The following is a 12,195-nucleotide window of genomic DNA, read 5'->3' as shown; positions in this document are numbered from 1 at the left end:
GCTCCTCGTCCGTTCGCCATCACGCGGCGCTCAGTCCTTGTCGGGCAGGACGAGGTTCAGGGCCCACGACACGATCGAGATGATCAGTCCGCCGAGAACCGCCGTCCAGAAGCCCTCGACATGGAAGCTCAGGTCGAGCTTGTCGGCGAGCCACGAGGTGAGGAGCAGCATCAGGGCGTTGATCACCAGGGTGATCAGACCGAGGGTGAGGATGAACAGGGGCAGGGTGAGCAGCTGGACGACGGGCTTGACGAGGAAGTTCACCAGCCCGAAGAGCAGGGCCACCAGGACCAGGGTCAGGGCCTTCTTGCCGGTGCTGTCGCCGGTCAACGTAATGTCCTGCAGCAACCAGACGGCCACCCAGAGGGCACCCGCGTTGGCGATCGTCTTGACTAGAAAATTCATCATGTGTCTGATCGTGGCAGACGTGATCGGACCAAGGGCAGGGGCGGGACCACGATGAAGGCATTCCGACTGGACGAGCTGGAGGCGGAGCGCGCTGCCAACGACGGCGCGTATCTGCAGTTCCTGCGCGAACGGAACATGTCGGTCGGACTGTATGCGCTCGACGCCGGCGAGATCGACCCGCAGCTTCCCCACAACCAGGACGAGGTCTACTTCGTGGTCAGCGGCCGGGCGGCGATCACGGTGGGCATGGAGACCACACAGGTCGGCCGGGGCAGCGTCGTGTACGTACCGGCAGGGGTGGCGCACAAGTTCCACCACATCAGCGAGGATCTGCGAGTCATGGTGGTCTTCTCTCCGCCCGAGAGCTGACCCCTCGCCCCGAGAGGCCCTAGGGGATCGGTCAGGGGAGTTCAAGGGCTCACGGCACCCCGTTCACCACGTCCGCCCGCCTAGCATCGAGGCAGGCACTCGGGGGCAGGCACTCGGGAGAGACGAGGTAGGGCGATGGCTGTGCAGGAGATGTTCAAGGGGATGCCGTGGTGGGTGAAGTGGGTCGCGATCCCGGTGATCGCGCTGGTCGTGTTCGGCGGTCTCATCGCGAGCGTCGTCGGCTTCGTGATCGGGCTGCTGTTCAAGCTGCTGGTGTTCGTCGCCCTCGTCGGCGGACTGGTCTTCCTCGTACGGAAGTTCATGTCGTCGTCCGGCTCGCGCAGTGACTGGTAGGGATGCCGGGGGCCGGGTGGCGAACGGCCGTTAGCCCGGCCGGGGGAACGGCCGGGCGGCCCCCATTGCCCGGCCGGTGCTGCCATTAGAGTGGCTCATCTCTGCCGCCCCTCGGGAAATATCGGAGCACGACCGCTCTCGGCAGCGCTCCGAGGTGTCCTGGGCTGAACGGCCGTTCAGGGCCCGGGGGATGCGGCGGGCGCGCGGGGGCGGCCCCCGCGGGCGGGCGGGCTGCCCGTTACCACGCCTGGGGGTGACCTGTGGCCGGGGCCACGAATGGCACTGCACCTACCCTGATCGGCTCCGTGCAACGGGCGCTGAGGCTGCTGGAGGCTGCAGGCGCGCATCCGGACGGCGCTCCCGCCAAGCTGCTGGCGCGGGAGGCCGGTATTCCCCTGCCGACCGCGTATCACCTGCTGCGCACCCTGGCACACGGCGACTATCTGCGGCGTCAGAACGGGGTGTATTCCCTCGGGAGCGCCGTCGAACGACTGGTGTCCGGCGGCTCGTTGCAGACTCGTCGCAGCACGCTCGAGGAGTCGCTGGCGCACTGGCGGGACGCCATCGGCGTACCCGTCTACTTCGCCGTCTACCGCGAAGGCGAGATCAACATCGTCGCGGTCTCCGACACGCCCTATGCGCCGGCCGTCGCCGAATGGGCCGATTTCCGGGAGACCGGCCACGCACATGCGTTGGGCCAGTGCCTTCTCGGCCAGCTCGACGAGTCCGCCCGCCGGGACCACCTCGACCGCCATCCCGTTCAGCCCGTCACGCCGCACACGGTGCGTGACCCGGGCGCTCTACTGGACCGGCTCGCGTCCCGTGGGCGTATGGAGCCGGTCGTAGAGCGTCAGGAATATGCGATCGGCACGGTCTGTGCTGCCATTCCGATCAGAACAGGCTCTCTGGCTGCGACGATGGCCATTTCTCTGCCCCTTCACCAGGAAGCCAGACTGCTTCCCGCGGTGGAGCAGCTGAGGACCGGAATCGGTGGGCTGTTGGGGTCACTTGCCCTCTCTATCAGTATCTGAAATATCACTCCTTGTGATCTGCTAGCCCTTCGAGGACGATTGCGTCAAGAGGGCCTAGGGGGATCGTCCTGGCCATTTTCTTGCTTTGCCAGCACGGGTTCATTCAATGGCTTCATTACTGCGGGGTATGTGATGCGCGAGTCGGTCCAGGCCGAGGTACTGATGAGCTTCCTTGTCTCCGAGGAGCTCTCCTTCCGGATCCCGGTGGAGCTGGGTTACGAGACCGGGGATCCGTATGCGGTGCGGATGACCTTTCACCTTCCCGGCGACGCGCCTGTGACCTGGGCGTTCGGGCGGGAGTTGCTGCTCGACGGGATCAACGGGCCGAGCGGCGACGGTGATGTGCACATCGCGCCCGTCGGTCCCGAAAGCCTGTCGGAGGTTCGTATCCGGCTTCGGGTCGGCAGCGACTCGGCGTTGTTCCGCGCGGACACGGCGCCGCTCGTGGCCTTCCTCGACCGTACGGACAAACTGGTGCCGATCGGTCAGGAGCTGACCCTGGGTGACTGCGAAATGAGCCTGGAAGAGGCTCTCGGACGCATCCTCGCCGAGGAGAACGCCGGCTGACGCCCCATCGGCACGATGGTGCGGCTACTTCTTGCGCCGCCGCCCCCTGCCGCTGCGGACCGGGGAGCCGTCCGGTTGCTCCGCGGGCCCCGGACGGTCGGCCGAGACCACCAGGGTGGCCAGCGCGGTCGTCACCGGCACGGAGGCGACGAGGCCGATCGAGCCCACCAGGGTCCGAACGATCTCCTGCGCCACCAGTTCGCTGGTGGCCACGGCACCCACGCCCGACTGGGCGATCGAGAAAAGCAGCAGCAGGGGCAACGCGGCGCCTGCATAGGCGAGTACGAGGGTGTTGACGACCGAGGCGATGTGGTCTCGGCCGATACGGATCGCGGCGCCGTAGAGGCGGCGCGGACCCATGTCCGGGTCGGCCTGGTGCAGTTCCCATACGGCCGAGGTCTGGGTCACCGTCACGTCGTCGAGCACTCCGAGGGAGCCGATGATGACTCCGGCCAGCAGCAGGCCGCTCATGTCGATGTCGGGATACAGGCCGTGGATGAGGCCGGTGTTGTCGTCCGTGTTCCCGCTCAGGCTTGCCCAGCCGATGAACAACGAACCCAGCAGCCCGATCAGCAGCAGCGAGATCAGGGTGCCGAGCACCGCGACCGAGGTGCGTGCCGTCACCCCGTGACACATGTACAGCGCGATCAGCATGATGGCGCTCGCCCCGACCACCGCGACGATCAGCGGATTCGATCCCTGCAGGATCGCCGGCAGGATGAACAGCGTCAGCACGGCGAACGAGACCGCCAGCGCGATCAGGGCCATCACACCGCGCATCCGGCCCACGAGCACCACCGCGAGGGCGAAGATCCCCGCGAGCAGTGCCATGGGGAACTCCCGGTCCACGTCGGTCACCGAGTACTGCAGATCGCGAGGTGCGTCGGGGGCGTACGCGACCACGACCCCCTGGCCCTCGCTCAACTGCCGTGGTGCGTCCGGCTGGACGATCTCGACGAATGTCCGGCCCTTGTCCTTGCCGCTCACGACTTCGACGGTCGCCCTGGCGCACTGGCCCTGCTGCCCGCTCACAGCTTCGCGTCCCTGGGGGGTGGAGGTGTCGCCGGTCGGCGGGACCTGCGCGGCGTTGACGTCCTTGCAGTCGACTCTTTCGACGCGCACCACCTTGCCCAGCTCGGTCTGCCGGTCGAAGCCGACGCCGGTGCGTTCGTGGCCCGGCGCGCCTCCCGGCCACAGCACCGCGAGCCCGACGAGCACGGCAGTCGCGAAGGGGATCAGTACGGCTGCGATGACCTTCCGAAGGTGTCGGGACACCGGGGCGGCGGGCCCATGGCCGTGGCTGTGGATGTGCGGTTCTGGGGACTCTGGCGATGAGGTCACGGGTCGATCATCGCAAGAACCCGGGGCCCTCTGTTCAGCGTGCGGGACATGACGCTAGCGTGGTGGCACCTTTGCACACGCGGGAGCTCGGAGCACCGGGCTGAGAGGGCGCTGACCTCGTACATCCGTACGGGACCAGCTGCGCCGACCGCCGAACCTGTTACCGGGTAATGCCGGCGTAGGGAGTAGGTCTCATGACCGTATCGGACGCACGCACGCCTGCCTCCAACCAGAACGACGAGGCCGGAAAGTCCATCGGCTGGCACAAGGGATACGTCGAGGGCTCGCGCCCCGACCTCCGGGTGCCGGTGCGCAAGGTGCACCTCACCAACGGCAAGGACGTCACGTTGTACGACACGTCCGGCCCGTACACCGACCCTAACGTCGAAACCGACGTGCGCCGCGGGCTGCCGCCGCTGCGGGAGAACTGGATCATCGGCCGCGGCGACACCGAGGAGTACGCCGGGCGGCCGGTCCGCCCGGAGGACGACGGGATCAAGCACACGTCGCCGCGCGGGGGGCTGCGCAACCTCGACGCCGTCTTCCCGGGACGCCCGCGCCAGCCCCGCCGGGGCCGCGACGGGCAGGCGGTGACGCAGCTTGCGTACGCCCGCCGTGGCGAGATCACGCCGGAGATGGAGTACGTCGCCATCCGCGAGAATGTCTCCCCCGAAGTGGTGCGGGAGGAGATCGCGGCCGGTCGGGCCGTGCTGCCGGCGAACGTGAACCACCCGGAGATCGAGCCGATGATCATCGGCAAGCGGTTCCTGGTGAAGGTCAACGCCAACATCGGCAACTCCGCGGTCACCTCCTCCATCGAGGAGGAGGTCGAGAAGATGACCTGGGCGACCCGTTGGGGTGCCGACACGGTCATGGACCTGTCCACCGGCCGCAACATCCACACCACCCGCGAGTGGGTGCTGCGGAACTCCCCCGTCCCCATCGGCACGGTGCCGCTGTACCAGGCGCTGGAGAAGGTGGACGGCAAGGCCGAGGACCTGACCTGGGACGTCTACAAGGACACGGTCATCGAGCAGGCCGAGCAGGGCGTCGACTACATGACGGTCCACGCGGGGGTGCTGCTGCGCTACGTGCCGCTGACGGCCCGGCGCAAGACCGGCATCGTCTCGCGCGGCGGCTCGATCATGGCGGCCTGGTGCCTGGCGCACCACAAGGAGTCGTTCCTGTACGAGAACTTCGAGGAGCTCTGCGAGATCCTCGCCGCGTACGACGTGACGTACTCCCTCGGCGACGGGCTGCGGCCCGGTTCGATCGCGGACGCCAACGACGAGGCGCAGTTCGCCGAGTTGAAGACGCTCGGCGAGCTCAACACCATCGCCAAGCGCCACAACGTGCAGACGATGATCGAGGGCCCGGGCCATGTCCCGATGCACAAGATCAAGGAGAACATCGACCTCCAGCAGGAGATCTGCGAGGAGGCGCCGTTCTACACACTCGGCCCCCTCACCACGGACGTGGCGCCCGCCTACGACCACATCACGTCCGGCATCGGGGCGGCCATGATCGCCTGGTGGGGCACGGCGATGCTCTGCTATGTCACGCCCAAGGAGCATCTGGGCCTGCCGGACCGTGACGACGTCAAGACCGGCGTCATCACCTACAAGATCGCCGCCCATGCGGCGGATCTCGCCAAGGGGCACCCGGGCGCCCAGGAATGGGACGACGCGCTGTCGGACGCGCGTTTCGAGTTCCGCTGGGAGGACCAGTTCAATCTCGCCCTCGACCCGGACACGGCCAGGGAGTTCCACGACGAGACGCTGCCGGCCGAGCCGGCGAAGACCGCGCACTTCTGCTCGATGTGCGGTCCCAAGTTCTGCTCGATGAAGATCAGTAGAAGCATCACAGAGCAGTTCGCCCCGGATCTGGCTCTGACCAGCGACGATGCCATCCAAGCGGGGATGCTGGCGAAGTCGAAGGAGTTCGCCGAGTCGGGCAACCGCGTCTATCTGCCTATTGCGGACTGATCTTCTGGTGTTTTGGCGTCCCCCGGCAAACGCTCCGGGGGACGCTGTCGGCTTTCACGAGGGGGCTGGTCACAGCCGCGCCAGGGGACTGACGTAGATGCTTCCATGCTGATCAGGCCGTCACGGGGCTGTTGTGGGCCACGGCTGGTCCACGGCTGGTCCACGGGCGGCAGGCTGCGCTGAGCTACTGGAGTTCGCTGAAGCGTTCCGTCTGGCGCGTGCGTCCGGCAACGATGATGGTGTCGCCGGCCTGGACGATGGTGTCGGCGGTCGCGTAGGTGAAGCCTTCTCCGGGGCGTTTGATCGCGACGACGGTGAGGCCGTAGCGGGATCGTACGGCGCTGTCGGCGAGTCGCTTGCCGATGATGTCGGCGGGTGGGTTGGTCTTGGCCATGGCGAAGTCGTCTTCGAACTCGATGTAGTCGAGCATGCGGCCACGGACCAGGTGGGCGACACGCTGGCCCATGTCGTGCTCGGGGTAGACGACGTGCTGGACACCGAGCTGGGTGAGGATCCGGCCGTGGGCCTCGCTGATCGCCTTGGCCCAGACGTCCTGGATCCCGAAGGAGACAAGTAGGGAGGCGGTAAGGATGCTGGCCTCGAGGTCGGTGCCGATGGCGACGACGGCACGGTTGAACTCATGCACGGCCAGCTGCCGGAGCACGTCCTCCTTGGTGGAGTCGGCGCGCACCACGTGTGTGAGGGAGCCGGACAGCAGTTGGACGACCTCGGGATTCTCGTCGATGCCGAGGACTTCGGTGTCCTCGTCCACGAGTTCCAGGGCCAGGGCACGTCCGAAACGGCCCATACCGATGACCACGACAGAATCGTTGCCGGCGATGCGCCGGGTCTTGTGACTGCGGTTCCTAGCCAATGACGGGTCTCTCCTCGGGCAGGTCGTACATGCGGACGCGCTGACGCATGGCGAGCGCGGAAGCCACGGTGATCGGGCCGAGCCGCCCGATGAACATCAGCACGGTGAGCAAGACCTGTTCCGTGGCCGGGAGGTCGGCCGTGATGCCGGTGGACAGGCCGACGGTGGCGAAGGCCGAGATGACTTCGAACAAGGACCGGTCCAGGTTGAAGTCGGTGAACACCATGAAGACCACCGTCGAGCCCACTACGGCGGCCACCGCCAGCAGCACGACCGTCAGCGCCTGGCGCTGCGTGTCGCCGTGCAGGCGTCGGTGAAAGATGTTCACCGCGCCCTCGCCGCGCACCTCGGCGTACACGACGAAGAAGAGCACGGCGAAAGTGGTGACCTTGATCCCGCCGGCGGTGCCGGCGCTGGCGCCGCCGACGAACATCAGGACGTCCATGCCGAGCCAGCTGGCCGGGTTCATCTGACCGGTGTCGATGCTGTTGAAGCCGGCGGTACGGGGCATCACGCCCTGGAAGAACCCGGCCAACAACTTGCCCGGCGTGTCCAGCGGCCCCAACGTGGCTGGGTTGGTCCACTCGATCGCGGTGATGAACACGCTCCCGCCGACCAGGAAGACGCCGCTCGCCCACACGACGATCTTGGTGTGCAAAGACCACGTCCAGGGCCTGCGCCACCGGCGGCGCAGCTCGAACAGCACGGGGAAGCCCAGCCCGCCGGCAATGACCGCCAACGCGATCGGCAGGCAGATCCACGGGTCGGTGACGAAACCCATGAGGCTGTCGGAGTACAGAGCGAAACCTGCGTTGTTGAAGGCTGAGACGGCGTGGAAGACACCCAGCCACAATGCCCGCGGCCACGGCGTGTCGTATCCCGCTCCGAAGCGCAGGGTCAGCACCAGCGCAGTGATTGCCTCCAGCAGCAGGCTGACCCTGACGACACCGACGACGACCGTCCGTACGTCACCGAGCCCCAGGGTCTTGGTCTCGGCAGCCGCGGTCAGGCGGGCCCGCAGTCCCATCCGGTGAGAGATCAGCAGACCGAGCAGAGAAGCGAAGGTCATGATGCCCAGGCCGCCGAGCTGGATAAGACACAGGATCACGACCTGCCCGAACCCGGTCCAGTAGGTGGGTGTGTCCACCACCACCAGCCCGGTCACGCAGACCGCTGAGACCGAGGTGAACAGCGCCTCCAGCAGGCTCGCGCTGCCGGGTCCCGCCTTGGCGACCGGGAGCATCAGCAATCCGGTACCGGCAGCGATCGCCGTGGCGAACCCGGTGACGACGACCTGAGCCGGATGCCTCAGCCGTGGCCAGGGGCGGATCACCACGGCAGACCCGCTCTGCCGCCAAAGCACGTTTCGATCTTTTGCACTGGACGACGATAGCCACGGAACCGGATGACGGAAGTTTTCTATACGCGAGCCTTACGCCTGGATCTCATCCCGTCCGCCCTGTCGTGTCTACAGTTGCGTTCATGACCGGCTCACTCCCTCGGCCAACGGCAGCGGTCCTCACATCGTCGCTCCAGGGACGTGTGATCCGGAGGCAGTCGTATGCGGGGCCCTGAGATCGACCGCGGTATCCGGCATGCCGTCTACGCTCTGACGCTGACCGCTGTGCCCCTCCTCGTGTGCGGTTTCCTCTTCGATGCGATGTGGCTGCTTGCGGTCGGTGGGTGGCTGGTGATCGTCGCGTTCCTGATCGAAATGATCTACCGGCCCGGGAGTCCCCCGGACCGCCAGTGACCTGCCGTGGGCCTGCACCTGCCGGAGTGAAGCCAAGGTGGAATCCACGGATCGCCAGATGTAACGACCGTTGAAGCCGGGATCACTCCGGCCGGTGCTCGGGACCGGGTGACTTCGGTCGGTGCTCGGGCCCGCCGAAGTCCGGGCTGGTGAAGTCCGGGCTGGTGAACGTCGGACGCTGTCCCTTGCCCGAGCCGTCCGCGGGACTGGAGAAGTCCGGCCCGCTGTAGCCGATCTTCGGCATGCGGCTCACCGGCCGCGGCGGTCTCGCGGACGACGGGTCGGCGCTCGGGTCGGCGAGGGCTGCCCGCAGGAAGGGCAGAATGCCGCGCTCCAGCAGGGCATGGCGCCAGGCTTCCCTGGCCCGTGCGACCTCGTCCGGCAGTTCGCCGGAGGGCACCGCGTCCGCCACCTGGGCGGCGCCGTTGCGCAGGGCGGTCAGCAGCAGCCCCACCGCGGCGACCAGGATGCCCGCTGCCGTGAGCGCGCCGAAGAACCATCCGGCCGTCAGCAGGGCGTCGGCGAAGGACGGGGTGGGGCTGAGCATCTTCAGGATGTAGCCGACGAGCAGGAATATGACCGCGGCGGTCCCGGCGAGGACAGGGGCGAGCACGGCGACGACGGCCGCGAAGCCGGCACCGCCCTCGGCCGCTTCCCCCACGGCCGGTGCCGACACGGAGCCGCGCACCGAGTCGGCCAAGGTGGGCGTGCGCATTTCGCGGCGCACTTTCACGTAGTGCTCGTACTCGGCGGCGGCCGACGTGGTGATCAGTGCCGTCGCGTTCAGTGCCATGGTGCGGAGCTGCTCGTTGTTCAGACGCAGCCCCACGGCGGCCAGATCCGGGCGGTCATGGGCGTTGCGCAGTGCCTCGTCGAGAAGTCGCTCGTACTCGGCGCGGTCCTCGGTCAGCAGGTGCGGAGCGCTGTTCATGTGCATCCCCCGATGCTCCGTCGGGCCGGACTACCCGGTACGACCGGGCAGTCGGGCGGAAACGGAGGAGAGTCTGCTACGGATAAGCCGATGGTAGAGCGGTTACGGCACAGGGTGACAGGGGGTTTGTGCAAATCTCCTGCGGCGAGTCGGCTCAGTTCGCCAGCGGGAGCTGCTGGACAAGAAGCTTTCCGGCCATGGTCACGCCGCCGTCCATGGCGATCGCGAGCCCGTCCGCGTAGACGTGTGGACCGTCGACCACCGGGCGCTCCCCGTCCTCGCCGTCCTCGGTGCCCACCTCGCCCAGCAGATACGGAATGGGGCTGTGGCCGTGCACGATGCGCCGGCCGCCGTAGGCGCCGAGCAACTCGCGCACCGCCTCCGGGCCGCCGTCGTCACGGAAGGCGAAGCGCTTGGTGAACTTGCGGAACAGGTCCCAGCACTCGTCCGCGTCGTTGCGCGTGAGGATCGCGTGCACGGTGTCGTTGACGTCCGCGATGGTGGAGCCGTAGTCGAGATAGGCGGTCGTGTCGGAGTGCAGCAGCAGGTGACTGTCCTCCTCGACGATCGCGTCGAGCCGGGCCATCCACTGCAGATGGACCTCCTGCAGCCGGTCCATGTCCGCCTTCTGCCCGCCGTTGAGAAGCCAGGCCGCCTGGAAGGTGGCGGTGCCCGCACCGGAGTTGACGGGCGTGTCGCCGAAGCGTTTGGCGCCGAGCAGCAGCAGTTCGTGGTTGCCCATCAGGGCCTTGCAGTAGCCGCCTGCGGCGGCGGCCTCGGCCGAGAGACGCATGACGAGGTCGATCACGCCGATGCCGTCGGGGCCGCGGTCGGTGAAGTCCCCGAGGAACCACAGCCGGGCGTTGCCCGCGGCCCAGTGTCCTTCCGTGTCGATGAGGCCCTGCGCGGCGAGGGCCGCGAGGAGCTCGTCGAGATAGCCGTGTACGTCGCCGACGACGTACAACGGGCCGCGCCCGTCGGGAACCGGGGCGTCGTCGGGGTCGACCTGGACCTGGACGGTGTCGCCGGGTCCGCCTCTGCTGATGACCGGCAGGTCGCGCGCCGTCGGGGTGTAGCCCTCCGGGGGCTCGCCTTCGGGGAAGGCGTTACCCGGGTGGCCTCCGTGTTCCGCGTTGCCCGTGTGTCCCGTGTGGACGGGGTCCGCCGAGTGCGACTGCACGGGCACCTGTGCGTACGGCGGTACGCGGAAATCGCGCAACGTCGCCGTCCGCACCACGGGTCCTTGACCGGCCCCCTGAGTCATCGACCCCTCCACCACCGTCGCGCCGCCGTTCACCTCTCGGCCCAGCCTGGTCGGGGTGGTCCGCGGTGTCGTTCGCCCATCATAGGAATGAGCCAGGCGGTGTGTGACGCACCAGGGGTGGTGAATCCTTGCGCACTCCCTGGTTTTCCGGTTGTTTCGTCCCAATTGTTAAGGTCTAGTCCTGCAGACGGGACGGGCTAGTCCTTCGTGGGAGATCGCGGGGCGCTGACCGTCGTCCGCGGGGAGCGGCGCTGCGACGAGGTCCTGACGATCAGTTCGGTGGGTATCACCTGCTCGACCGGCCGGTCCTCGTCGATTCCCTCGATCGCGTCGATCAGGAGCTGGACCACTGCCGTACCGATCCGCCGCGGTTTCAGCGAGAGCGTGGTGATGGGCGGCTCGGTGGTGGCGTAGACGGTCGACTCGCTGCAGCACACGAGCAGCAGATCGTCGGGGACGCGCAGTCCGTAGCGGCGGGCCGCGGCGAGCAGGTCCGTGCCGTTGGGGTCGAAGAGCCCGTACACGGCGTCGGGCCGGTCGGGGCGGGCGAGCAGCCGGTCGGCGGCGACGGCGCCGGCGCACGGGTCGTGGGCGGGGTAGGACTCGTAGACCGGAGCCTGGCCGACCCGTTCGCACCAGCTGAGGTAGGCGGTGGTCGACAGCCGTGTGTAGGTGTCGGTGGTGGTGCCGGTGAGCAAGCCGATGCGGCGGGCGCCGGCGTCGGCGAGATGGTCGAGCAGATCGAGGACGGCGGCTTCGTGGTCGTTGTCGACCCAGGCGGTCACCGGGAGCGTGCCGGCCGGACGGCCGTCGGAGACGACGGGCAGGCCCTGCCGCACCAACTCGGTGACGACCGGGTCGTGGTCGGAGGGGTCGATGACGATGGTGCCGTCGAGGGCGACGTTCGACCAGACGTCGTGGCGTGAGGTGGCGGGCAGGATGACCAGGGCGTAGCCGCGGGCGAGCGCGGCCGAGGTCGCGGCTCTGGCCATTTCGGCGAAGTACGCGAACTCCGTGAAGGTGAAAGGTTCATCCCCGTACGTCGTCACCGTCAGGCCGATTAAGCCCGACTTCCCGGTACGGAGGGTCCGGGCCGCGGCGGACGGGCGGTAGCCCAGCCGCTCGGCGACCTCGCGGACGTGTCTGCGGGTGGCCTCGGGCAGCCGGCCCTTGCCGTTGAGGGCGTCGGAGACGGTTGTGATGGAGACCCCGGCCGCGGCGGCCACGTCTCTGATGCCTGCCCGGCCCTGCCTGCCGCCCCGGCGGGATGTGTCCGTCCGGCTCACCTGATGCTTCCCTGCTGCTGTCATGGCGAGCC

13 protein-coding genes are annotated in these 12,195 nt (G+C 67.9%); 6 read left to right on the top strand and 7 right to left on the bottom strand.

What is annotated here, in order from left to right; genetic code table 11:
- Positions 1-30 precede the first annotated feature (30 nt).
- On the bottom strand, positions 31-408 hold the full coding sequence (locus ACZ4SA_RS02230) for a phage holin family protein (RefSeq protein ID WP_468268807.1): 378 nt from the start codon (positions 406-408) through the stop codon (positions 31-33).
- Positions 409-459: 51 nt separating this feature from the next.
- On the opposite strand from ACZ4SA_RS02230, the gene ACZ4SA_RS02225 reads away from it, so the two are divergent.
- The 4 genes from ACZ4SA_RS02225 to ACZ4SA_RS02210 all read left to right on the top strand — a co-directional run bounded on the left by ACZ4SA_RS02225 (position 460) and on the right by ACZ4SA_RS02210 (position 2,729).
- Positions 460-777, top strand: coding sequence for a cupin domain-containing protein (locus tag ACZ4SA_RS02225; protein ID WP_356630069.1), 318 nt, complete (start codon positions 460-462; stop codon positions 775-777).
- A gap of 141 nt (positions 778-918) precedes the next feature.
- Positions 919-1,131, top strand: coding sequence for a DUF5326 family protein (locus tag ACZ4SA_RS02220; RefSeq protein ID WP_468269262.1), 213 nt, complete (start codon positions 919-921; stop codon positions 1,129-1,131).
- A 260-nt stretch (positions 1,132-1,391) separates the two neighbouring features.
- Positions 1,392-2,162 (top strand): IclR family transcriptional regulator, encoded by a 771-nt coding sequence (locus ACZ4SA_RS02215; protein WP_468268803.1) that lies wholly within the window; start codon positions 1,392-1,394, stop codon positions 2,160-2,162.
- Positions 2,163-2,294: 132 nt separating this feature from the next.
- Positions 2,295-2,729 (top strand): SsgA family sporulation/cell division regulator, encoded by a 435-nt coding sequence (locus tag ACZ4SA_RS02210; protein ID WP_468268800.1) that lies wholly within the window; start codon positions 2,295-2,297, stop codon positions 2,727-2,729.
- 24 nt (positions 2,730-2,753) lie between these two features.
- Here ACZ4SA_RS02210 and ACZ4SA_RS02205 read toward each other — a convergent pair whose 3' ends face one another.
- Positions 2,754-4,070, bottom strand: a complete 1,317-nt coding sequence (locus ACZ4SA_RS02205) for a YibE/F family protein (protein WP_468268797.1) — start codon at positions 4,068-4,070, stop codon at positions 2,754-2,756.
- Between the two features lie 194 nt (positions 4,071-4,264).
- Here ACZ4SA_RS02205 and thiC point away from each other — a divergent pair, with 194 nt between their 5' ends.
- On the top strand, positions 4,265-6,055 hold the full coding sequence (thiC, locus tag ACZ4SA_RS02200) for a phosphomethylpyrimidine synthase ThiC (protein WP_468268794.1): 1,791 nt from the start codon (positions 4,265-4,267) through the stop codon (positions 6,053-6,055).
- A 184-nt stretch (positions 6,056-6,239) separates the two neighbouring features.
- Here thiC and ACZ4SA_RS02195 read toward each other — a convergent pair whose 3' ends face one another.
- On the bottom strand, positions 6,240-6,929 hold the full coding sequence (locus ACZ4SA_RS02195; RefSeq protein ID WP_468268791.1) for a potassium channel family protein: 690 nt from the start codon (positions 6,927-6,929) through the stop codon (positions 6,240-6,242).
- Positions 6,922-8,265, bottom strand: a complete 1,344-nt coding sequence (locus ACZ4SA_RS02190) for a TrkH family potassium uptake protein (RefSeq protein ID WP_468268789.1) — start codon at positions 8,263-8,265, stop codon at positions 6,922-6,924. The genes ACZ4SA_RS02195 and ACZ4SA_RS02190 overlap by 8 nt, the downstream gene beginning before the upstream one ends.
- 225 nt (positions 8,266-8,490) lie before the next feature.
- Here ACZ4SA_RS02190 and ACZ4SA_RS02185 point away from each other — a divergent pair, with 225 nt between their 5' ends.
- Positions 8,491-8,682, top strand: a complete 192-nt coding sequence (locus ACZ4SA_RS02185) for a hypothetical protein (RefSeq protein ID WP_468268786.1) — start codon at positions 8,491-8,493, stop codon at positions 8,680-8,682.
- Positions 8,683-8,764: 82 nt separating this feature from the next.
- Here the strand turns inward: ACZ4SA_RS02185 and ACZ4SA_RS02180 are convergent, their stop codons facing one another.
- The 3 genes from ACZ4SA_RS02180 to ACZ4SA_RS02170 form a co-directional block, all read right to left on the bottom strand.
- Positions 8,765-9,619 carry a hypothetical protein gene (locus tag ACZ4SA_RS02180; protein WP_468268783.1) on the bottom strand — a complete coding sequence of 285 codons (855 nt, stop codon included), beginning with the start codon at positions 9,617-9,619 and terminating at the stop codon, positions 8,765-8,767.
- Positions 9,620-9,767: 148 nt separating this feature from the next.
- Positions 9,768-10,892 carry a metallophosphoesterase gene (locus ACZ4SA_RS02175; RefSeq protein ID WP_468269260.1) on the bottom strand — a complete coding sequence of 375 codons (1,125 nt, stop codon included), beginning with the start codon at positions 10,890-10,892 and terminating at the stop codon, positions 9,768-9,770.
- A 182-nt stretch (positions 10,893-11,074) separates the two neighbouring features.
- Complete coding sequence (locus ACZ4SA_RS02170; protein ID WP_468269258.1) at positions 11,075-12,187, bottom strand: LacI family DNA-binding transcriptional regulator; 1,113 nt, start codon at positions 12,185-12,187, stop codon at positions 11,075-11,077.
- Between the last annotated feature and the right edge of the window lie 8 nt (positions 12,188-12,195).

It is taken from the genome of Streptomyces sp. NPDC027962, assembly GCF_055566095.1.
The sequence above is the reverse complement of the archived record's forward strand: the minus strand, read 5'-3'. Positions and strand labels throughout refer to the sequence as shown.

Coding starts and splice junctions, on each gene's coding strand:
- ACZ4SA_RS02210 (WP_468268800.1), top strand. CDS start 2,295: ATGCGCGAGTCGGTCCAGGCCGAGGTACTGATGAGCTTCCTTGTCTCC.
- ACZ4SA_RS02230 (WP_468268807.1), bottom strand. CDS start 408: ATGATGAATTTTCTAGTCAAGACGATCGCCAACGCGGGTGCCCTCTGG.
- thiC (WP_468268794.1), top strand. CDS start 4,265: ATGACCGTATCGGACGCACGCACGCCTGCCTCCAACCAGAACGACGAG.
- ACZ4SA_RS02225 (WP_356630069.1), top strand. CDS start 460: ATGAAGGCATTCCGACTGGACGAGCTGGAGGCGGAGCGCGCTGCCAAC.
- ACZ4SA_RS02185 (WP_468268786.1), top strand. CDS start 8,491: ATGCGGGGCCCTGAGATCGACCGCGGTATCCGGCATGCCGTCTACGCT.
- ACZ4SA_RS02180 (WP_468268783.1), bottom strand. CDS start 9,619: ATGCACATGAACAGCGCTCCGCACCTGCTGACCGAGGACCGCGCCGAG.
- ACZ4SA_RS02170 (WP_468269258.1), bottom strand. CDS start 12,187: ATGACAGCAGCAGGGAAGCATCAGGTGAGCCGGACGGACACATCCCGC.